The 17,793-nt window shown below is 56.4% G+C and carries 25 protein-coding genes and 1 pseudogene; 4 read left to right on the top strand and 22 right to left on the bottom strand.

Annotated elements, in window-relative coordinates; translation table 11 throughout:
- The 18 genes and pseudogenes from FKM52_RS16465 to FKM52_RS16385 form a co-directional block, all read right to left on the bottom strand.
- The coding region (locus tag FKM52_RS16465; protein WP_181407950.1) for a phage tail protein at window positions 1-623 on the bottom strand (623 nt) is incomplete at its 3' end.
- Window positions 620-1,228 carry a phage tail protein I gene (locus FKM52_RS16460; RefSeq protein ID WP_141177239.1) on the bottom strand — a complete coding sequence of 203 codons (609 nt, stop codon included), beginning with the start codon at window positions 1,226-1,228 and terminating at the stop codon, window positions 620-622. The genes FKM52_RS16460 and FKM52_RS16465, both read right to left, overlap by 4 nt.
- Window positions 1,221-2,129 carry a baseplate assembly protein gene (locus tag FKM52_RS16455; RefSeq protein ID WP_141177238.1) on the bottom strand — a complete coding sequence of 303 codons (909 nt, stop codon included), beginning with the start codon at window positions 2,127-2,129 and terminating at the stop codon, window positions 1,221-1,223. The genes FKM52_RS16460 and FKM52_RS16455 overlap by 8 nt, the downstream gene beginning before the upstream one ends.
- A 4-nt stretch (window positions 2,130-2,133) precedes the next feature.
- Window positions 2,134-2,484 carry a GPW/gp25 family protein gene (locus tag FKM52_RS16450; protein WP_141177237.1) on the bottom strand — a complete coding sequence of 117 codons (351 nt, stop codon included), beginning with the start codon at window positions 2,482-2,484 and terminating at the stop codon, window positions 2,134-2,136.
- Window positions 2,481-3,065: a phage baseplate assembly protein V gene (locus FKM52_RS16445; protein ID WP_141177236.1), complete on the bottom strand. Its 585-nt coding sequence runs from the start codon at window positions 3,063-3,065 to the stop codon at window positions 2,481-2,483. The genes FKM52_RS16450 and FKM52_RS16445 overlap by 4 nt, the downstream gene beginning before the upstream one ends.
- A gap of 425 nt (window positions 3,066-3,490) precedes the next feature.
- Window positions 3,491-3,961 carry a phage tail protein gene (locus FKM52_RS16440; protein WP_377092467.1) on the bottom strand — a complete coding sequence of 157 codons (471 nt, stop codon included), beginning with the start codon at window positions 3,959-3,961 and terminating at the stop codon, window positions 3,491-3,493.
- Window positions 3,921-4,211 (bottom strand): Rz1-like lysis system protein LysC, encoded by a 291-nt coding sequence (lysC, locus tag FKM52_RS21835; protein WP_220446300.1) that lies wholly within the window; start codon window positions 4,209-4,211, stop codon window positions 3,921-3,923. Before lysC ends, FKM52_RS16440 begins: the two co-directional genes overlap by 41 nt.
- Window positions 4,135-4,479: pseudogene (locus FKM52_RS22015) on the bottom strand (Rz-like lysis system protein LysB); the annotation flags it as partial. The pseudogene FKM52_RS22015 and the gene lysC, both read right to left, overlap by 77 nt.
- On the bottom strand, window positions 4,479-4,988 hold the full coding sequence (locus FKM52_RS16430) for a lysozyme (protein ID WP_141177234.1): 510 nt from the start codon (window positions 4,986-4,988) through the stop codon (window positions 4,479-4,481). The pseudogene FKM52_RS22015 and the gene FKM52_RS16430, both read right to left, overlap by 1 nt.
- Window positions 4,989-4,991: 3 nt before the next feature.
- Window positions 4,992-5,198, bottom strand: coding sequence for a phage holin family protein (locus FKM52_RS16425; RefSeq protein ID WP_141177233.1), 207 nt, complete (start codon window positions 5,196-5,198; stop codon window positions 4,992-4,994).
- 6 nt (window positions 5,199-5,204) lie between these two features.
- Window positions 5,205-5,408 (bottom strand): tail protein X, encoded by a 204-nt coding sequence (locus tag FKM52_RS16420; protein ID WP_141177232.1) that lies wholly within the window; start codon window positions 5,406-5,408, stop codon window positions 5,205-5,207.
- Window positions 5,405-5,710 (bottom strand): hypothetical protein, encoded by a 306-nt coding sequence (locus tag FKM52_RS16415; RefSeq protein ID WP_141177231.1) that lies wholly within the window; start codon window positions 5,708-5,710, stop codon window positions 5,405-5,407. The genes FKM52_RS16420 and FKM52_RS16415 overlap by 4 nt, the downstream gene beginning before the upstream one ends.
- A 666-nt stretch (window positions 5,711-6,376) precedes the next feature.
- Complete coding sequence (locus FKM52_RS16410) at window positions 6,377-6,562, bottom strand: hypothetical protein (protein ID WP_141177230.1); 186 nt, start codon at window positions 6,560-6,562, stop codon at window positions 6,377-6,379.
- A gap of 203 nt (window positions 6,563-6,765) precedes the next feature.
- Window positions 6,766-9,000 carry a replication endonuclease gene (locus FKM52_RS16405; RefSeq protein ID WP_141177229.1) on the bottom strand — a complete coding sequence of 745 codons (2,235 nt, stop codon included), beginning with the start codon at window positions 8,998-9,000 and terminating at the stop codon, window positions 6,766-6,768.
- Window positions 9,000-9,221 carry a TraR/DksA C4-type zinc finger protein gene (locus FKM52_RS16400; protein WP_141177228.1) on the bottom strand — a complete coding sequence of 74 codons (222 nt, stop codon included), beginning with the start codon at window positions 9,219-9,221 and terminating at the stop codon, window positions 9,000-9,002. Before FKM52_RS16400 ends, FKM52_RS16405 begins: the two co-directional genes overlap by 1 nt.
- Window positions 9,221-9,436 carry a DUF2732 family protein gene (locus FKM52_RS16395; protein WP_141177227.1) on the bottom strand — a complete coding sequence of 72 codons (216 nt, stop codon included), beginning with the start codon at window positions 9,434-9,436 and terminating at the stop codon, window positions 9,221-9,223. The genes FKM52_RS16400 and FKM52_RS16395 overlap by 1 nt, the downstream gene beginning before the upstream one ends.
- 80 nt (window positions 9,437-9,516) lie before the next feature.
- Complete coding sequence (locus FKM52_RS16390; protein ID WP_377092468.1) at window positions 9,517-9,903, bottom strand: hypothetical protein; 387 nt, start codon at window positions 9,901-9,903, stop codon at window positions 9,517-9,519.
- A 95-nt stretch (window positions 9,904-9,998) separates the two neighbouring features.
- Window positions 9,999-10,262: a hypothetical protein gene (locus FKM52_RS16385; protein WP_141177226.1), complete on the bottom strand. Its 264-nt coding sequence runs from the start codon at window positions 10,260-10,262 to the stop codon at window positions 9,999-10,001.
- A gap of 132 nt (window positions 10,263-10,394) precedes the next feature.
- Between FKM52_RS16385 and FKM52_RS16380 the strand changes: the two genes are divergently transcribed.
- Together FKM52_RS16380 and FKM52_RS16375 are read left to right on the top strand one after the other, a co-directional pair.
- Window positions 10,395-10,982: a phage repressor protein CI gene (locus FKM52_RS16380; protein ID WP_141177225.1), complete on the top strand. Its 588-nt coding sequence runs from the start codon at window positions 10,395-10,397 to the stop codon at window positions 10,980-10,982.
- Between the two features lie 287 nt (window positions 10,983-11,269).
- Window positions 11,270-11,749, top strand: a complete 480-nt coding sequence (locus tag FKM52_RS16375; RefSeq protein ID WP_244316907.1) for a hypothetical protein — start codon at window positions 11,270-11,272, stop codon at window positions 11,747-11,749.
- 248 nt (window positions 11,750-11,997) lie between these two features.
- Here the strand turns inward: FKM52_RS16375 and FKM52_RS16370 are convergent, their stop codons facing one another.
- Window positions 11,998-12,531, bottom strand: a complete 534-nt coding sequence (locus FKM52_RS16370) for a GNAT family N-acetyltransferase (protein ID WP_246085545.1) — start codon at window positions 12,529-12,531, stop codon at window positions 11,998-12,000.
- 181 nt (window positions 12,532-12,712) lie between these two features.
- Here FKM52_RS16370 and FKM52_RS16365 point away from each other — a divergent pair, with 181 nt between their 5' ends.
- A complete protein-coding gene (locus tag FKM52_RS16365; protein WP_141177223.1) occupies window positions 12,713-12,922 on the top strand; it encodes a hypothetical protein in 210 nt (69 codons plus the stop codon).
- 55 nt (window positions 12,923-12,977) lie between these two features.
- Here the strand turns inward: FKM52_RS16365 and FKM52_RS16360 are convergent, their stop codons facing one another.
- The 3 genes from FKM52_RS16360 to FKM52_RS16350 form a co-directional block, all read right to left on the bottom strand.
- Entirely contained in the window at window positions 12,978-14,393 is a 1,416-nt protein-coding gene (locus FKM52_RS16360; RefSeq protein WP_141177222.1) for a GGDEF domain-containing protein, read from the bottom strand.
- Window positions 14,394-14,620: 227 nt separating this feature from the next.
- Window positions 14,621-16,096, bottom strand: coding sequence for a SulP family inorganic anion transporter (locus tag FKM52_RS16355; protein WP_141177221.1), 1,476 nt, complete (start codon window positions 16,094-16,096; stop codon window positions 14,621-14,623).
- Complete coding sequence (locus tag FKM52_RS16350; protein ID WP_141177220.1) at window positions 16,096-16,293, bottom strand: hypothetical protein; 198 nt, start codon at window positions 16,291-16,293, stop codon at window positions 16,096-16,098. Before FKM52_RS16350 ends, FKM52_RS16355 begins: the two co-directional genes overlap by 1 nt.
- Window positions 16,294-16,959: 666 nt before the next feature.
- On the opposite strand from FKM52_RS16350, the gene FKM52_RS16345 reads away from it, so the two are divergent.
- A complete protein-coding gene (locus tag FKM52_RS16345) occupies window positions 16,960-17,691 on the top strand; it encodes a purine nucleoside phosphorylase YfiH/LACC1 family protein (protein ID WP_141177219.1) in 732 nt (243 codons plus the stop codon).
- Window positions 17,692-17,793: the final 102 nt, after the last annotated feature.

Here is a 17,793-nt window from a genome sequence, read left to right as displayed (position 1 = left end):
GCTTCCCCCAAACCAAGGTTTTTAAGAACCTCTGCTACCAGCCCAGCGTCTTTAACTTCTGCCAGCGCATTGGCGATCTGCAGGTACTGCGAATGCGGGTTTTTCTCCGCCAAATGCGTCTGCATCACCTTGTCAGCGTAGGCCCGCACTTCAATAGCTTTATCATCAACATACTTACGGGTTGCCAGCACGATGGACGGATCGATTTTAAGCGTTACGGCGGCCGCGCTGTTGACGATTAAAATCATACGCACGGTCTGGGTACGGCCGCTGCCTTCCTGCAGCTGCGGCTTATAGGTTTCCGGGCAGTTCGCCACGGCAACCAGATCGCCATCGGCGTCAAACAGGCCGATTTCACGGATCCAGAAGCCCCCCTCGCCTTCAGGAATAATTTGCTCCGCAATAATCTGGCTGTTGTTAACCTCGTCAACGCTGAGCGAGTTCAGCGCAGCGCGACGTCTTTCACCAATAAGGGTGGTTTGTGCAGGATCGGGCGCCGGCAGTTGTCCGCCGCCGTCGCCTACGGCCATTTCGGTAATCTGCACTTTAGTGCCAAGCGCAGCCGCATTCGCTAACTTGGCTGCGCCCAGGTTGGTCAGCAGGGCAAAATATTTTGTCGTCATGCGTGTATGTCCGTCAGGTCAGTAATATGCACCGCCGCGCCGATATAACCCGGCCCGCCCACGGTGATGGTTTCAGAAGTCCAGGGATAAACGGTTAGCTCGTCGCCGCTATAAGCCGTAGCGGCGACCGGCAGCGCGCCGTTCACATCCAGGTTGATAGAGAGCCCGATAAGATGGCGACTGCAGGGCTTCGCATCAGCGATCAACCGCTCCAGCTCGTTATACATCTCTTCGGTAATGCCGGTATCCAGCACGCCGACATCAAGTCGAAAAGTGCCGGGCGTCTCGCCAGTGTTAAACCATTCATTAATGCGGATAAGGTAACCAAGCGGCTCCACCACGCGACGCAGCGAACCGATAGTGCCTTTATGCCGGTGAACATATTCAGATGCCGCGACCACGCTACGCCTGGTGGTTTCTGACCAGCTGGTATCCCAGCGATCCACCGACCATGCCCAGGCAAGCCAGGGCAGCAGCTCCACCGGGCAGGTATGCGCATTCCAGAGCTGGCGCAGCGGTACCGGGATATTTTCAAGCCTGGCGCAGGCCTCAGCGGCGGCGACCTCCAGTAATGAAGAGCCCGCCGGCAGCAAACGATCACTCATCAGAGCCCCCAACCGTAATCTGCCAGCCGGCGCACCAGGCGGCCTGCGTCTTATCCAGCACCATATCTTTAGCGGGTTCCGTCAGCTCAACGCGCTGTACGCCCTCAACATGCAGCGCGGCATACAGCGCCGATCGGCGAATATCCCGCCCAAGACGCGCCTGAGCGCTGACAAAGGCGGCAAGCTTTTTCTCGGCGGCAGCGCGTATCGGCTCCGCTTCCGGCCCCGGATAGAGGTAGAGCACAGCGTCAACCCTGTAGTCCACAATCCTGGCTGACTGCACCGTGACGCGATCGGCAACCGGACGCACGTTCTCATCGTTCAGCGCGTGGTTTACTACCTCCAGCAGGTCAGCAGCCGCCTCGCCGTTCCCCTTGCGCGACAGCACCGTAACGGTAACGCAGGCGGGCGAGGGGCTGATGGCTGAGGCGTCCGCTACCCGGCCATCGGCGCTTTTCGCATGATACTCGTAGGCGCCGGTTGGTCCGGCCACGCTTAGCCCTTCAAAGGCGGCGGCCACGCGCAGACGAAAGTTATCGTCGCTTTCCATTACCGCCGGCGTCGGCGGGATGGTTGAATCATCCGCAGGCTTCAGCGTCAGACGCTTAACGCCGTTATTGGCGCCGAGCTGATCGAGGTCGCTGCCGATGGCATAGGCCACCATATTGGCTTTTGCCGCCTCGTTTACGCGCTGACGCAGAATTATTTCGCGATAGGCATTTTCCTGCAGTAGCTTAACGATCGGTTCAGACTCCAGCGCCAGCGTGCGCGAGATAGCCTCCTGCTGATCGGCTGGATAAAGCGAGATCAGCGCGATCTTCCGTTCCTCCAGCAATATTTCATAGTCCAGCGCTTCGACCACATCGGGCACCGGAAGCTGGCTCAGGTCAATGGTTGCCATAGTTTCAGCTCACAGGAATGGTTAGTGAAAAATCCTGCGCCGTATCGGTGCGGCTGCCGGCGATTTCCACCGCCATGCCGCCGTCAAACGCAGGTTCATAGCTGATAGCGGTCAGCTTTATGCGCGGTTCCCACTGCAGAATCGCCATATAGCAGGCCGACATAATTTGCAGGCGCAGCGATTCATTTTGCGGCTGGTCGATCAGAGCTGACAGCAGCGAGCCGTACTGGCGCCGCATAACTCTGGATCCGATCGGCGTAATCAAAATATCGCGCACCGACTGGCTGATATGCGCCAGATCCGTTATCGCCTCGCCGCTTTCGCGACTCATACCGGTGTAGTGTTCCGTGGTCATAGTGGTGTTCCCGTTACGCCGCCGCTGTCGCCTTTATGTTGATGCGTATGCAATATTTTGCCGTTGGAGCTGAGCTGTCCGCCGCTGTGCAGCACGTCGCCTTGCAGCATGCCGCCCCCGGTCAGTTCAAAGGTGGCTGCCTTCAATTTTTGGCTACATTCCACCAGCGGGCTGTCGAGGGTAATTTTCCCCGCCGCCTTAATCAGCGCGGTCTGGATGCCGGTGGCGGTTAGCGCGCCGCTATTCGGTTCATATTCGATCACCGCGCCATCCGGGAAGGACCAGTGCAGCGCATCCGCCGAGGCTGACGGCGCCGGATGGCTCTCCGAGAACACGCCCGGCAACACAAAGCCGGTATTTAGCTCGCCGCCCAGGCTAAGGATCAGTACCTGCTCGCCTACGGAGGGCGCGCTCCACGCCCGCGAGCGTCCGGCACGTCCGGTAAGCCAGGGCAGCCATCCGGTAGTGTTTTGTCCCGTATTCACGCGGCATGTCCCTTCGTCCAGATTGACGGCGGATATGGTGCCGATACGGATGATGTTGCGCAGCAGGCGCATAATTTCGTTAAGGTGTCCGTTCATGAGATGAATTTTGCGCAAAGCCGGCGGGCGGCGCTATCTCTGCCGGCTTGCTCATCCACCAGTAAGAAATGTTCGCCAAAATGCGCTTCCCTGCGTTGCGCCGCAGCTTTAGCTGCCATTAAAGCGTCGGACAGAGTTGTCGACCGGCTCTTCTGCCAGACCGGAGACGCTTTTGATCGGGAATGTTGTTTGACAGCAAAAAACCGCGCCGGCGCGGAAGGGATGGCGCCGGCAGGCGCGTATTCGGGGGAATAATCGTCGGCAGATGATAAAGCGGAGGGTTACGCGCTAACGTCGGCAGCAGCAGACGCCGGCACAGCAAAAACGCAATCAGACCGGACGAACGGCCAATGCGCCAGCGCAGCGCAGGGACGAAGGCGGCAGCCGCATCCTGACCGCCGGCCTCAATATGCTTTCAGGCTGGGTTACGCGTGCAGCTCGCTAAGCAGCACGCCGTTCACATACAGCCGTATCGGCCGGTTGACGTTTTCCGGCAGCGGCGGCTCGCCGAGGTGGTCAACGTGCAGCGCGTCCTCTTCCTGCCGTACCATCACGCGTTCGGTCAGCTGCAGATCAATGTTGATATTGCAGCACGCGTCGCTTACCGCTTCCGTTTTGAAAGTGAAACCGGTGCGGCACTTTTCCGCGCTGGCCATCATCTCCGGCTGATTTTCCCGCAGCCAGACTAAAATCGGCACGATAATCAGATCGATATCGTCCGTATAGTCGGTAACAATCAGCCTGAGCTGATAGTGATATTCAAACGACAGCGACGGCGCGAACGTGGAGACAATTTGTCCTGACGGCATCAGCACCTGCAGGCGTGCGGGATTTTGCGCCAGCAGCGGAACGTGATTAATCAGCGTTTCGCGCAGCGATTTCGGCTTTAACATCATGTTGCTCCTGGCATTCTTTGATCATTTCAATCTGCAGTCCGCACGAAACCAGTGCGGCTTCCAGCTGGCGGTTATCCGCCGCCAGATCGCCCTGCGTCTTCAGGTGATTTCCCGGCACCGGACAGCTGGTCACACGCGGACAGCCAGTCCAGATAAGCACGGGCGTTGCTGAAGGCGGGACGCGTGTGCAGCCGGATAACATCGTCAGGCAGAGCAGTAGCAGACCAGCTGCGTAGTGTCGGGTTTGCATCGTTTTCCCTTTGTATTTGCAGTTCACGGTTAATCGCGGCAGAGCTGGCGCGGCCCTGCTGCAGGCGGAGCGTGGCTTCGCGCTTCGCGCTTTCACGCGCCTCTTCGTTCAGGCGGTTAATGGCCCGATCGCGGCTTTCGATCCCGGCAGAAAGCGTGCCAATAGCGCGCTGCGCCTGCGCCAGATCGCTTTCGGCCACCGAGAGTCGCCAGTACACCACGCTCAGGGTCGCCAGCGACGCGGCCAGCAGCAGAGCCAACAGACGCATCATGCCGCCCCCTTAAGGCACAGAGCCAGTTCGCGTTCGCGACGGTTTTGCAGCCCCTTGCTGAAAACGCCGTTGACATAAACCCAACGCTTCAGCTGCAGGCAGGCGCTGCGCCACTGGCCCCGCTTGATAAATGTCGCCAGCGTCGAGTTACAGGCGGCGCGCACGCCAACGTTAAAGGCGAACGATACCACCGCGTCATAGACTTCCTGCGGCATATCGCTGCGCATACAGGCGGCTATGCCGCGCTCGATGCGCATCACGTCATACACCAGATTGATCGCCGCCTGACGCTCGTCGATCTCACTATGCGCCGTCACCCCTTCGGTATGGCCAATGCCGTTCGTCCAGACGCCGGCGCTGCACTGATAGGGCGAGGTGCGGCAGCCTTCAGCATCGGCAATCAGCCGCAGGCCGGCCTCAGATATTTTCAAGACTTCAAATTGCGGCAGCAGCGCGGCTATTGCCAGCACGGCCGCTGCGGTACAGCGTTTAACAATCTGGCTCAAGGTTCACTCTCCCTGTGTGCCCTTCCGCCGCAGCTCATACATTTTGCGGCGGTAGTGCCAGTTAATAAAAAACGTCGCTATGTTGATCATCAGCGTCACTACGGCAACGCCGGAGCCCACCATAAAGGCGATATCCTGCGGCGTATGACGGGCGAACCACATCAGCACAATGCCGATCAGGTAGTTAACCAGCGAACTGATTTTCTCCATAAGCCGTTAATCCCACAGATTAACGGTTTCGCTCGTTGCGGCTTCCGGCACTGCCGGCAGCGTGATTTCACAGCCATGCGGTAGCACTGGCCCGCGTTCGGCCAGCCCAGGATTGGCTGCATATACCAGTTCAACCACCTGCTGCGTATGTCCGTAATAGCGCAGACAGATCTCATCAACGGTATCGCCCTGTTGTGCATAAACGTTCATCGCAGCCTCCCCAGCAGTCGTTCGACCTTTTCAGCGATCTGGCGAACTACCGGCCAGGCGCGACAGCGTTCAGCGATGAGACGCGCCAGCGCTCTGGCTATTAGCCTGATGATGACGCCCCGATACCGTTTCGCCAGCGCGCAGCCCTGCAAAATCACGCTTTTTAGCGCTGCAGGCAAAGAAGCAACGGCTTCTTTAATCCACGGCTGATAACGCCCTTTGGCAGCCGGTAAACCGGCTACCTTTCCAGGCGGCTCGGCAGCTTTTGCCAGCCGCCATTTTTTTAATAATGTTGAAATCATTTCATGGCCTCTTGTTTATTAGGCGGCAAAGGAAAAACAAGGTGAGTTCAGGTCAATATCAATTTTGCCCTATCCCGCTTTTGCCTCAACCAAAGCTCGTCCGCTCAGAGAGGAATAAACAACAGCCGCAGCCATAAGCGCTTATTTGCCGTTAAGGCAGCAGCGATCCAGGCATTGCCACGGGCTAACCTCGCCGGTCGGCTATATGTTCTGATTAAGGGAATAAAAACGGGCGGCCATAGTCCTTAGTCGGACATGATGAAGAAGGAATTAAAAAAGGAATAATTGATGACGCGCCCCGGCGGCGGAACAACCGCAGACAGAGCAGACAGAGCAAAGAAGGTAACAGCAGGCGATAAATAACCGCGAGAGCAGGCGTTAACGTTAAATAACCGCGCCGGGAAACATTCTGCTGTTTCCTTCAGGCGTTATTATGCGATAGCGTCGGGGGAATCAGCGGCATAAATAAACAGCACAGGGCCGCAACTATAAGCAATTACGTTAATGCCCTGTTTCATACTGTCGCCAGGAAAATAGTTTCCTGCTGACAATATTTAATGGCCGCTAATCTTAAAGCAGCTCTCCGTATGCGTGTGTAAAAGTTACAGCTCAACGGGTTATGTCTTATTCATCATGGTTTAAAATTCCGTTAACGTTGCCGCCGCATTATTTATCAGCGGAGAGCGCCGAAAGGGCTGCCGAAAGTTGATTACTCTTTACCCCACCCTTGCCTGCTATTTCAGCGATCAACGCCAGCGCGATCTCCCGATCGCGTTCCCGGCAGGATCCCTGCGTCGTTAGTCTGGCGATCAGCTCAACCCGCTCAAGCATTACCTGTTCTTGTAAATCCATTTCTGCACTCCCTCCTCCATCAATTACTGTATACATATACAGTATCACAGCATGAGTTTCGATATAAAGAATTTTCAAGCCGGCACTAGCCGTAAATATCGCGCTGATATATATGCTTTTTCACAACATGGCTTGTGCGCGCATCATCACAGTCAAAGCTGGGTAAACGCGCGACTATTCGTCGTTCCGCGCTAAAAAAGCCACTATTCGCCTGGCGTCAGGCGCCGCTTAACTAGTAATTTTTCTAAGCGATGGAAACGTACCAGCGGGCTTTCTTTGCCGTTTTGTTTCGTCGCGCGAAATAGCTCGCCATTGACGACGCTGCGAAACCAGCGCCCGGCAATTTTCGTTTCCGTGCCGCCGATTAAACGCACCGCCAGCGCCCGACTGATGGTTTCACCGGTTAGATCGCGCACCTGACCAATCACTTTGGCGCAGGCCGCCTCCGTTTTATCCGCCCGCCGCAGCGCGCGCCGCGGTTTCGATGGCAGCCCGGCTTTAATTCGCGCCAGTATGCGGCGCCGTTCCTTGCGGCTGAGCCTCTCCAGCGTTTCTCGCCCTCCGATCTCCACAGGTGCCGTACAGTTATTGACAGAACTCCAAGGCGACGCTGGCGCTCCTCTGCCAATAAGCTCAGGATCCGCTGCGCGCTTCGGTACGATTTTCCATGATATCAGGCGGGTCAGAATCGGCGTGTCATGCCCTACCGCAGTAGCGTAGACGCCCTTAATACGCAGGATTTCCTCACCGTAGCGGTTCCACTGTTCGCCAGGCTGATACCAGGCGCGTACCGCCAGCTCATCGCGACGTACAAACGGGCCGCCCTGAGCGTTAACGTAGGCCGCCCAGTCGCCGGCATCGGCGGCGTCATGCGCGGCGGCAAACTCTACGCTCAGGGCGCGCGCGGCTGCGCCGTCAGCCATACGGCGCAGTTCGCGCCAGACCGTTACCGGCGCGCCGCCGACAAACTGAAACTGGCGAATATGCCAGCGCGCCGCCCATGCGGAAACGGCGGCGGCGGTCTCTTTCAGCGTCTTGCCGCTCTCGTTATCCCGCTCGCCCTCCAGCGCATAGCCGTCGATATTTTTAGAAATATATTTCGCTATATAGCCGGTGGCGCTGCCCTTCTGCGGATCGATCGGCTCAGCATGAAAGCGCGCCCGTCGGGCTTTCGCCGTCGACAGCTCGCCGCTCTCCTGCTGGCAGGCATAATCACGCATCGTTTGACGCACCTGCTCCACCGCTTCCGGGCGCATAAACATCAGCATATGCCAGTGCGGCGTGCCGTCATGGTGCGGCTCCGCGACGCGGATACCGAAAATGCGAATATTGGCGCGATGCAGCCTGGCGCGGATTTTCTGCCAGAGATGGCAGAGATAACGCTGGGTTTCCGTTGGGCTGGCGCCGTTCCATTTACGATTACGGTGCCCGGTTTTGATGGTGGCGTGATAGCTGCCCGGCGCGGTCAGGGTATAAAACTCGCCGACGAACCCCATCTGATGGCAGATATTTTCGAAGCCGCGGATACGGGTCATCAATTCACAGCGGCGAATCGCCGGGTTAGCCACGCTGCCGTCATACTTATCGATCAGGCTGACGCGATTGCCCTCTTCATCCTCCAGCTCCATCCCCTTAAGAAATTCGCGGATACGGCGTTTCTGCTCGCGCCACTCAATAACCGTCATGGTACTGGCGTAGGGCGTATGAATTTTGCTGACGTTTGCCAGCGCAATTTGCAGATGTTCGCGCCACGCGGCGGCCACGCGGCGCAGCTGGCCTCGCCACCACCTTTCGTTCTGCATGCGCAGAATAGCCGGCGTCGCCTCTTCCGGGCTGAAAAAACGGGAGGCGACTCTGTCCCACAGCGGCGGCGTCTGTCCCAGATGGCGAGTAATAGCGGCGGCGGTTATATAAATGCGGTGCGTATAGCGATAGTCAGATTCATTCGCCACCTGCCCGTGCGCCTGGGTTATCTCCGCCAGGATAAAGCTGGCGATATCTCCGGCCAGCAGATCTACGTCGGCGCGCGTCATATCGGGCAGGCGGTTAACGCGTTTTACTAATTCCCATAGCGCGCCTGCGGCTCTGGCCGCGCCCTGCTCCACGGCGGCGTTAGCGGCCAGCAGGCTAACCGTGCCGCGTTGCAGCGGCTCCGGGCGATAGCGCTGGTTGACCATCTCAACGCGCGGCAGCGTACGTTCCATGAAGTTTTTTAACAGATAAGCGTTGGCGCGGGCCGCGCCCTGGGTGACCTCCAGATCGTTCAAACGACGTCTGACGTCCCGCTGCACCAGAGTCGGCTGCTGTTCCAGCAGGCGCTGCGCTTCAGTTAACGCCGCAATCATCCGATCGCGGCGTTGGATCTCTCCATAGGTAGGATAGGGGCTGGCGATAGCTTTCCGCGGCGCGTTCCACGGGTAAGCATATTCCTGACTCATTATCGCCCGCCCTGATAATGCCGGCTTTTCAGCTCCGCAATTTCCTGGCAGGTTATGCAGCGCGTTACGCCATGAATGGCGCGGCGGCGGGCTTCAGGGATGGCGCTGTCGCACTCTTCGCAGAAAATGGCGCTGACCTGTAGCGGACGGCGAACCACCGCCGCGATATTCCGTTCCAGCGCCTCGTCCAGGTTCTGCTGTTCTAAATCTATCGCATCCATTAATGCAGCTCCCACGACGCGCGCTGGTAACACTCAGCTTCCTGGCGCAGCAGCTCCGCCGCCTCGGCGCCGTTAAGATCCAATAGATTAATACGCAGAGCGATCGCCACCAGGCGTACAGCAACCGCCAGCGCGCACTCTTTACGTTCGGCGGCGATAATCGCCTGCAGCGCGGATTCATCCACTTCAAATAACTCGTTTTCGCTATTTAGCATGAGGTTTTCTCCTGTTTTCAGGCATAAGCATGCCCGGCGGGTTTACGCCATTTACGGATATTGATAAGAAATAAATTTATTTATGCAGACAGAAAACTGTCGGCGACAGAAAACTGCCGCGGCAAAATACGCCCCCAGCGGGATAGCTGATTCATGGCGTTAATAATCTGTTCGCGGCGCTTTTCATCGAAAGATTCAAAGGGTCTGCCGACGTCGTCCGCCCGGAATGTTCCCGGCGCGTCACGGTTTGCCAGCGCCAGCACGCAAAATTTAAACGCCTCATTCTGGCGATTGAAGTAATTCAGCGCCGGATTGCGATTATTGTTGCGCCGCTGCCGCCACGTTTTCCGAAATTCCTCAAAGGTCATTTTTTCAACTTTATCCGCGCGGGCATGTACCAGCCAGATGGTTGTAAAAGGCGCTTTTGCGCGCTGCGGCGCAAGCGCGAGAGCCGTACGCTTCACCATATTCCAGCACTCTGTTGCTCTCCTCACGGCCAGTTCGGACAGGCGCCCTGCCGGGAGAGATATGTTATTCGCATCAAAAATTCACTATTTGTGAATTATGCGCCAACGATGATTTGGAAGCGCGAATGCCCCAGCGCCTCGCGTACCTGCCTCTCTTTCCATTGCGCGTAGAGGATTCTCACCCTGCCGGTGGCGCGCCGTTTTCCCTTCTTGATCCGGCGCGCTTCAATAGGCAGGCAGGGGTTTTCGCCGGTGGTCCAGCGACGAACGGTACGCAGAGAAACCCCCTCCAGCGCCGCAAACTCAGCGGCATACACCTTTTCACGGGGGATTTTGACGATTGTAATTTCACTAGTCATATAGCATGATTCCCAGTTAGCCAATTTACGCCATCCCTGGCCAATAAATGCCGATTAATGCCAACGATGGATACCTTTTTAGGAATAGTAATTCGATTTACCGCATTACGCAATACGTGAGGACGTTTTTTAATGGCATTTAATATCACCTCAACTAATGAACAGGTTCTGGATCGCATCTGCGAGGTCTACGGCTTCCATCAGAAAGTGCAGCTGGCGCGACACTTCGATATCGCCGCCAGTTCGCTGCAAAACAGGTATACGCGCGAACATATCTCCTTTGACTTCGCCGCGCTTTGCGCCCTTGAAACCGGTGCCAGCCTGATGTGGATCCTCACCGGTCAGGGCGAGCGCTTTCCCGGAAAAGGGGATTTGTCCGCTGATAAAAGTGAAGTGTGCAGGCTGGAGAAATTCACATTAAGTGAAGGAGAGTTAGTTAAGACCGGCAGCTTCGCTATCGATCGCAGCGTCATCAGCAAGGCGACGGCGCAGGTTCAGTGCATCGAGTCTGACGGCACGCTGTTTTTTGTCGAGCAATCGACCGCGCTTTCCGACGGCCTGAAGCTGGTAGATATCGATGGTACCGTCAGCATTCGTGAAATTGCCGTCCTGCCGGGCAAAAAACTGCACGTTACCGGCGGCAGAGTGCCGTTTGAATGCGCAACAACTGATATTGGCGTATTGGGTCGCGTGATAGGATCTTATAACGAGACTAACTAATAGCCGTACGAATCCCCTCCGGCACCAGCGGAGATTATCAGCCCGCGGGGCTGAGAAAGCGTTTACGGTTTAATTAGCCGGGCGAAAGCGGTGATAAACAGAGAGGCGAAAAAGGATAATAGCGGTAACTTATGGCATCCTTTTTCATCTTTGAGCCGCTGATAAACATTATATTATCGCCCTGCGCCGTTTAAGGCAGATAAATATCTGCAGGTTCAGGCGACGGCAAAATCAGCGCGTTGAATGATTAACTCCATTCGCTTAGAATATTTCAGGAGGCGTTTTTTGTGCCTGTTTTCACCGGCGCGAAAGCGGTTATTCTCTTCCTTCAGCTACTTCTGACAGACTCATACAGAATGTCTGCGCACTGTTGTTACGATTTTTATTATATGGAAATAGTGATGAAAAAACTTCTGGGGTTAGCTACCTTACTGCTTTCTTTTGCTTCGCATGCAGCATTTGTTCATCCGTTGGATTTCGATGGCTCTGAGGCGCAAAAAACAGAGGTTATCGACTACATTAAAGACCGGGTATATCAGGATTACTGCGATAGCGGCCTGGATATGTGCCAGCCGACAACGCTGCGCATGATGGAAAAACAGAATCTTTCCGCTTTTAAAGCGTTAACCACAGCCAAAAATCGTGCCGTGCTGGATAATGTTATCGCCACCTACTGTGACAGCGCGCTGGATATGTGTACCTACGCCAATCTCGATATGATGTACAGGCAAAACGTTAAAGCCAGCAATGAAACTTTAAGTTGGTAACCAGATAATTACATCCCTCTTCTTTTTATTAATACAGATGTAATTGTCGTTACACTGTATGCAGCCGAAGCTGAAACAGCGCTTCGGCGCCTTAATGAAACGAAGCGCGCCGGATAATATAACTCCGCCGACTCAGAAATTACCCGGCATGGTTTATTTATCACCGCCTGCGCCCTCAAAGCTAAAAAATTTGGCTGAGCTTTAATTGCCGCTACAGCGCGGCGTTAATGCAATATTTATGCGGGCTGTCAGCGCGTTGTTTTTAACTCTTTGCTGAACAGGCCAAACACCCAGTCATCCTGCCAACGACCGTGCAGATAATAGTTGCCGCGCAGCACGCCCTCCTGGATAAAGCCTACCTTCTCCAGCACGGCTTTTGACGCCAGGTTGCCTGCCGTTACGGCGGCCGTCAGCTTGCGAAAATGGTGTGCGAACGCGGCGCGGCATACCGCCCGTAGCGATTCAGTCGCGTAGCCCCGGCCATGGAAGGCTGCGTTTAGCAAAAAGCCGACCTCGGCAATGCCGTCGCCGCGATCGATAAAGCCGGTAACGCCCACGGCCCGCCCGGAGGCTTTCTCGCGCATCGTCAGACAGAGCCAGCGTCGACTGCCCGGTTGCCAGGGAAGCAGACGCGCCTGAAACACATCACGACGTATCGTATCGGCATCGCGCACGTCGCAAACGTAGCGCATTACCGCTGGATCCTGATTTAAGGCAAGAAAGAAGGGCCAGTCCTCTTCCGCCAGGGGATGATAACTCAGGCAAGGAGAATCGATATGCATCAGACTTTTCCGCTGTAGTGGCTGCGGAAAACCATAGCAGAATTTCCGCTGACGATGCGCTTCTTTCATTCTGGTAGCGCCGACAAAATAGCGCCGCTTATGGCGCCTGTTCAGGCGATTGGAAAACAGGCGGCTACGTATGATGGCTGACAGTTGCCTTAAGATCGCCGCCGGAGCCGCTATGTCTGATAAAGATCCCATTGTTGAACGCCTGTCGCTGGAGCTGTTGGCCCTGCGTCAGATAGTCCAGATGCTGATTGCCTTCGGCAACGTGCCAACCGGCGGTAAGCTGAATAAATATCTGGAAAACCTGGCGCACGATGTTGAACATCGTGACGGTCGGGAGGCGAACAAAGCGATCGCCGATGCGATCCGCTCCTATATCCGCTAAACATTCTGACCCCGCCGCCGCACAGTTTCGCGACGGCGGTTTTTTCCACCCCCGCTCAGACCGGCAGCCTCGTCTGCGACGCCGACGTCGTCTGGTTGCGCCCGTTGCGTTTTGAGATAAACAGCTGTTTATCCGCAGCGGAAATCAGCCGGTTAAATGCCTCGCTGCTATCGCCATTCAGCCTGCCGCTGGCGGCGCCGATGCTGACGGTAACGGTCGCCGCGCCGCCGCGCAGCTTAAATTTTTCCTGCATAATGCGCTGACGGATCGCCTCCGCTTGCGCCAGCAGCTGTGCGTCAGAGCGATCGAGCAGCAGCACCAGGAACTCTTCGCCGCCGAAGCGGCAAACCAGCCCGGCCTCTCCCACCGTCTGCTGCATCCGCTGCGCCACCTCCTGCAAAACCAGATCGCCAGCATCATGACCATAGTTATCATTGATCGCTTTAAAATAGTCGATATCAATCAACAGCACGCCCGCCTGACGCGCGTGCAGCTCGCCATTCTGATCCAGCTGCTGTAAACGATCGTACAGGCCGAAGCGCGACAGCTGACGGGTAAGAAAATCGTGGCTGGCCCGCTGCGCCAGCTGACGATTAAGCTGCCGGATAGCATCCATACTGACTGCGGCAATCAGCGGGCCGATCGCGACCGTCGCAACGCCTAGCCGTGCCGACGACAGATGGCTGAGCGCCAGCAGGCTGTCATCCCCCTGAATATTCATTACGCCATGCACTACCAGCACAATCTCCGTAATGCCGGTAAGCAGCGTTAGCCCGCTGGTCAGCCAGAGCGGATAGCTAATGGCGCACCAGATCAGCGCCGGAACCGGAAACGAAAGGCTGCCGCCGCCGCCGATCGTCACCGCCGCGCCAATAGCGCCCAGCAGCGCTAAGACCGGCCCACCTTTTTGCCAGTGACGGCGTAAAAACAGCCTGCCAGGGCGTCGCGGCAGCGTCAGCATAAAAGGCAGCAGCAGCACGCCGGTGGAAAACTGTTCGCTCAGCCAGTCGCTCCAGGCGCGCAGCATGCCTTCGCGAAATAACAGCCCCTGCGCCAGCGTGCCCCAGCTGGCGCACAGCACCGAAGCCAGCAGACAGGCCGGGAAGATACCCAGCGCGCTTTTGACTCTGCCGGAGGCGTTAAACGGCCCGTTGCGCGGTATCAGCATAAAAACAGCGACCAGAATAAACAGGACATTGGCGCCGTTAATGGTAAAAGCCGACAGCGCCCAGCCGGAGAACAGCGTGTCGTTAAATACCATTGCGCCGTAGCAGACCAGGTAATAGCGCAGGCGGTGCAGCCAGGGAAAGCGCACAAAAATCCCGGTCAGCAGCGCATTAACTGGCCAGAACAGCGACAGTTCGGCAGGCTGGCGCAGATGGCTGCCGACAAAGCAGAACAAGGCGGTGAATAAAAAGAGCCTGAACGCATTTTTAAGCGGATGATTTTTATCAGGAAGTGAGAATTGCATAGCCGAGCTTACCCATTGCGTTGCTCATGCCGCCGTCAGGTCCTCAACCGGCAGCTTCATTAAGCGGCACGTTATCCGTTACCGCGCCGGGAAAAGCCCTGGCGAAGCGCGGCATCTTATCACAGCGCTAATTATTAGCAGGATGAATCTTTTTCAGCGAGCCACAGATAAAAAAACAGGCGCCCGATGAGCGCCCGTACTTAATTATCGCTGCGCCAGCGGCGCGGTCAGTTAACCGTTACCGGCCACTGGTTTAGTCGGATGCCGCGCGCCGGCGCCTTCTCGCCAAATTCTTTGAGCACCGCCTTAACATCCGCATCTAGATAATCAACATTGTCATGCTCTACTACTACCACGCTGTTTTCCGGGATGTTGTCCAGCAGATGTTGCAGACGCGGGTTATGCATAAAGGTCAGGTTCTGCCGCAACCGCAGTACATAGTGATCTTCACAGTGAGTGAGGTGCATAGCGTTGCGGTGGCTTTTATACAGGCTGTAGAGGATCTGCGTAGCGATGCCCAGGGCGATGCCGGCCAGCATCCCACAGGTAATAATGCCGACGATGGTGACCAGAAAGGGAACAAACTGCTGCGCTCCCAGACGGGCCTGTTCGATAAACAGCCGCGGTGTCGCCAGCTTGTAGCCGGTATAGAGCAGCACCGCCGCCAGACTCGCCAAAGGGATAACGTTCAGCAATGCGCTAAACCACAGGCCGCACAGCAGCAGTAAAATACCGTGCAGCAGGATAGAGACTTTGCTTTGCGCGCCGACGCTGACGTTTACCGAGCTACGGACAATTACCGCGGTAATCGGCAGCGCGCCGATCAGGCCGGCCAGCGTATTGCCGATGCCCTGCGCTACCATCTCTCTGTTTGGCGAAGGATGAGGATGCTGCGGACGCAGTTTATTCAGCGCCTGCTGGCTGAGCAGCGTTTCCAGGCTGGCCACCAGCGCCAGAGTTATCGCTACCAGGTAAACCGAAGGATTGCGCCACGCCTGCCACTCCGGGCCTTGCAGCTCGGCAGCCAGCGCCGGCAGGCTGTCAAACGCCGGTAATACAATCCGCGCCAGGCCGGCGGTAAAATCGGGCTGCCAGCGCTCGCCGTAGAATGTTGTCAGCCCGCCAGCCAGTACGGCGATAAGCGGCCCCGGAATCCAGCCCAGCCCCCTGATCCTTTTTACCGCCGGCAGGCTCCACAGCCACAAAATCAGCAGACACGCCGCGGCAACGGTTACAGAGGCGGCGGAAAAACGCAGGCCGCCGCTAAAAATCGTCCCCAGGCTGCCGTCGCCGCTAATGCCCAGCGCCACCGGAATTTGCTGCACAATCAGAAGAATGCCGATAGCCGCCAGCATGCCTTTGATGACGCTGCCCGGCACCAGCGCAATAAAACGCCCGGCACGCGCGATACCAAGCAGCAGCTGAAATATCCCGGCCAGCATCAGCGCCAGCAGGAAAGCGGAAAAGGATCCCAGCGTTTCTACCGAGGCCACAACGATGGTCACCAGACCGGCGGCCGGGCCGCTAACCGCAAAGCGCGACGGGCTGAATGAAGTGACCACCAGCCCGCCGATAACGCCGGTCAGCAGGCCGACAAAAGGCGGCAGCCCGCTGGCCTGGGCGATGCCCAGACACAGCGGCAGCGCTACCAGAAAAACCACCAGACCAGCAGGAAGATCCTGCCGTACTGTTTTCAGGTTCATTACGTTATTATCTCCGCCGATAGCTGAATTAAAGTGGTGACACCGCGCGGCAGCCAGTCGCGGCCAGGGCCGCGCCGGTTTTGCGGCGATACCGACAGGCTCAGGCATAGCGCATCGCTCATGGCGCTTTCACGATAGTCAACATCATCCTCTTCGTGACAGTTAACAGAGGCAAACCCGATCGACAGTGAAACCATCAGGAAATACCGGCCGCGTGAATCAAGCGCCGTTAATGCTTGCCTGGCTGTTTTTGATGATAATAAATAACCATTAAAAAACAACCTTGCAACAATACATTAAAATGTAATGTTATTTAGGCATAGTGTATATTTATGGTAAAAACGCCGTGCCGAAAGAGAAATTATCGCACTTAAAATCCCCTTTAAAAGATTTTAAAAATCAATGCATTGAACGAATTTAATTAGTATGAAAATACTTATGCAATGATTTCTTTTTTCAATAAAAGAGAGCACTATGTTTAGACAACAATCTCATTAAGAGCACTGCGTCTCGATATTTGCTTATTAGTCACGCTTTTTAGGTATAAGAAAAACCTGTAATACTTATCGACAGCTAAAGTCAGGTGAATATCACCATTAATTTAATTACGCAGGTGATCGATTACGCAGGCATGATTGATATCTGCAATAGCGTATTTACGTCATAATTTTATTCACTATTAAAATTATTTGCGCTTTTTATCGCCAGTATCAGAGCAGCGAATTTTGACGCCAAATCGAAGGCGACACGCATACCCCCTTCCCTCGCCGGACGAGAGTCCCTCTATTCCAGACTCCCGTCGCCGCCTGCTATGCTGAATGCAAAGCGCAGCGCTGCTGCTCAACTCTCAGCAAGGAAGTTTTATGTCTGACGCTCTGATACGTACCTCCGCGCTGCTCTCTTCCCTCAGCTGGCTGGAGCACGCTTTTTTACCTGCGGGCATGGCGCCTCCCGCAGAGAGCGCCTTTGGACGCCAGCGACACACCGCCTCGATCATTACGGCGGAAGAAGCCTTCCCGCCAAAAATCCGTGAGGCGGACGGCGTGATCGCCAATGGTTCGCGTCCGGTAGCGGTTTACACGGCGGATTGCCTGCCGGTACTGATCGCCGATACGCGACGGCATCAGGTCGCGGCGGTCCACGCCGGCTTGCAGGGCGCCCTGGCCGGCGTGCTGCCGCAGGCGGTGGCAAGGTTAATTCGCGGCGGCGCGACGCCAGAAAGCCTGTATGTCGCCATCGGCCCGGCGATTGCGCCCTGTTGCTATGAACTGGGAGACGAGGCGTTGAATAATATCCTGACAAATCCGTTAGCTACGGCGCCGCGCTACTTCTCAAGCCAGCCGCGCAATGTGCGGGCGGTTCGCCCACAGGCGCAGGCGGCCCGGCGTGGCGTTTGGTTCGATCTGCCGGAGCTGGGGCGTCAGATGTTGCTGGATATGCAGATCCCGGCGGCGCAGATTGAAATATTGCCGGTATGCACCTACTGCTGCGCCGAGCCGCGCTCCAGCTATCGCCGCAACACCCATACCAGCGAGGGTTACGATCTGCGCTACGCCTGGATACGCCGGCGGAACAGCGAAGTGCGTTCGCCGTGATGACGTGATGAGATAAGAACAGCAAACAAGGCGCTACGCTGAGACTTTCCTGCCGCCTGTTCGGCAGGATAGCGTCCAGCTTAGCGACGCCAGCGCGCGCAT

It is taken from the genome of Mixta tenebrionis, assembly GCF_006517625.1.
Taxonomy (GTDB): domain Bacteria; phylum Pseudomonadota; class Gammaproteobacteria; order Enterobacterales; family Enterobacteriaceae; genus Mixta; species Mixta tenebrionis.
Note: the sequence above shows the minus strand (reverse complement) of the source record. Positions and strands in the feature narration are given on the sequence as shown.

Coding starts and splice junctions, on each gene's coding strand:
- FKM52_RS16350 (WP_141177220.1), bottom strand. CDS start 16,293: ATGGTTTCACTGTCGATCGGGTTTGCCTCTGTTAACTGTCACGAAGAG.
- lysC (WP_220446300.1), bottom strand. CDS start 4,211: ATGCAAACCCGACACTACGCAGCTGGTCTGCTACTGCTCTGCCTGACG.
- FKM52_RS16370 (WP_246085545.1), bottom strand. CDS start 12,531: ATGCATATCGATTCTCCTTGCCTGAGTTATCATCCCCTGGCGGAAGAG.
- FKM52_RS16345 (WP_141177219.1), top strand. CDS start 16,960: ATGTCTGACGCTCTGATACGTACCTCCGCGCTGCTCTCTTCCCTCAGC.
- FKM52_RS16410 (WP_141177230.1), bottom strand. CDS start 6,562: ATGGATTTACAAGAACAGGTAATGCTTGAGCGGGTTGAGCTGATCGCC.
- FKM52_RS16460 (WP_141177239.1), bottom strand. CDS start 1,228: ATGAGTGATCGTTTGCTGCCGGCGGGCTCTTCATTACTGGAGGTCGCC.
- FKM52_RS16390 (WP_377092468.1), bottom strand. CDS start 9,903: ATGGTGAAGCGTACGGCTCTCGCGCTTGCGCCGCAGCGCGCAAAAGCG.
- FKM52_RS16445 (WP_141177236.1), bottom strand. CDS start 3,065: ATGAACGGACACCTTAACGAAATTATGCGCCTGCTGCGCAACATCATC.
- FKM52_RS16455 (WP_141177238.1), bottom strand. CDS start 2,129: ATGGCAACCATTGACCTGAGCCAGCTTCCGGTGCCCGATGTGGTCGAA.
- FKM52_RS16440 (WP_377092467.1), bottom strand. CDS start 3,961: ATGATGTTAAAGCCGAAATCGCTGCGCGAAACGCTGATTAATCACGTT.
- FKM52_RS16420 (WP_141177232.1), bottom strand. CDS start 5,408: ATGAACGTTTATGCACAACAGGGCGATACCGTTGATGAGATCTGTCTG.
- FKM52_RS16405 (WP_141177229.1), bottom strand. CDS start 9,000: ATGAGTCAGGAATATGCTTACCCGTGGAACGCGCCGCGGAAAGCTATC.
- FKM52_RS16385 (WP_141177226.1), bottom strand. CDS start 10,262: ATGACTAGTGAAATTACAATCGTCAAAATCCCCCGTGAAAAGGTGTAT.
- FKM52_RS16395 (WP_141177227.1), bottom strand. CDS start 9,436: ATGCTAAATAGCGAAAACGAGTTATTTGAAGTGGATGAATCCGCGCTG.
- FKM52_RS16415 (WP_141177231.1), bottom strand. CDS start 5,710: ATGATTTCAACATTATTAAAAAAATGGCGGCTGGCAAAAGCTGCCGAG.
- FKM52_RS16365 (WP_141177223.1), top strand. CDS start 12,713: ATGTCTGATAAAGATCCCATTGTTGAACGCCTGTCGCTGGAGCTGTTG.
- FKM52_RS16400 (WP_141177228.1), bottom strand. CDS start 9,221: ATGGATGCGATAGATTTAGAACAGCAGAACCTGGACGAGGCGCTGGAA.
- FKM52_RS16380 (WP_141177225.1), top strand. CDS start 10,395: ATGGCATTTAATATCACCTCAACTAATGAACAGGTTCTGGATCGCATC.
- FKM52_RS16360 (WP_141177222.1), bottom strand. CDS start 14,393: ATGCAATTCTCACTTCCTGATAAAAATCATCCGCTTAAAAATGCGTTC.
- FKM52_RS16425 (WP_141177233.1), bottom strand. CDS start 5,198: ATGGAGAAAATCAGTTCGCTGGTTAACTACCTGATCGGCATTGTGCTG.
- FKM52_RS16355 (WP_141177221.1), bottom strand. CDS start 16,096: ATGAACCTGAAAACAGTACGGCAGGATCTTCCTGCTGGTCTGGTGGTT.
- FKM52_RS16450 (WP_141177237.1), bottom strand. CDS start 2,484: ATGACCACGGAACACTACACCGGTATGAGTCGCGAAAGCGGCGAGGCG.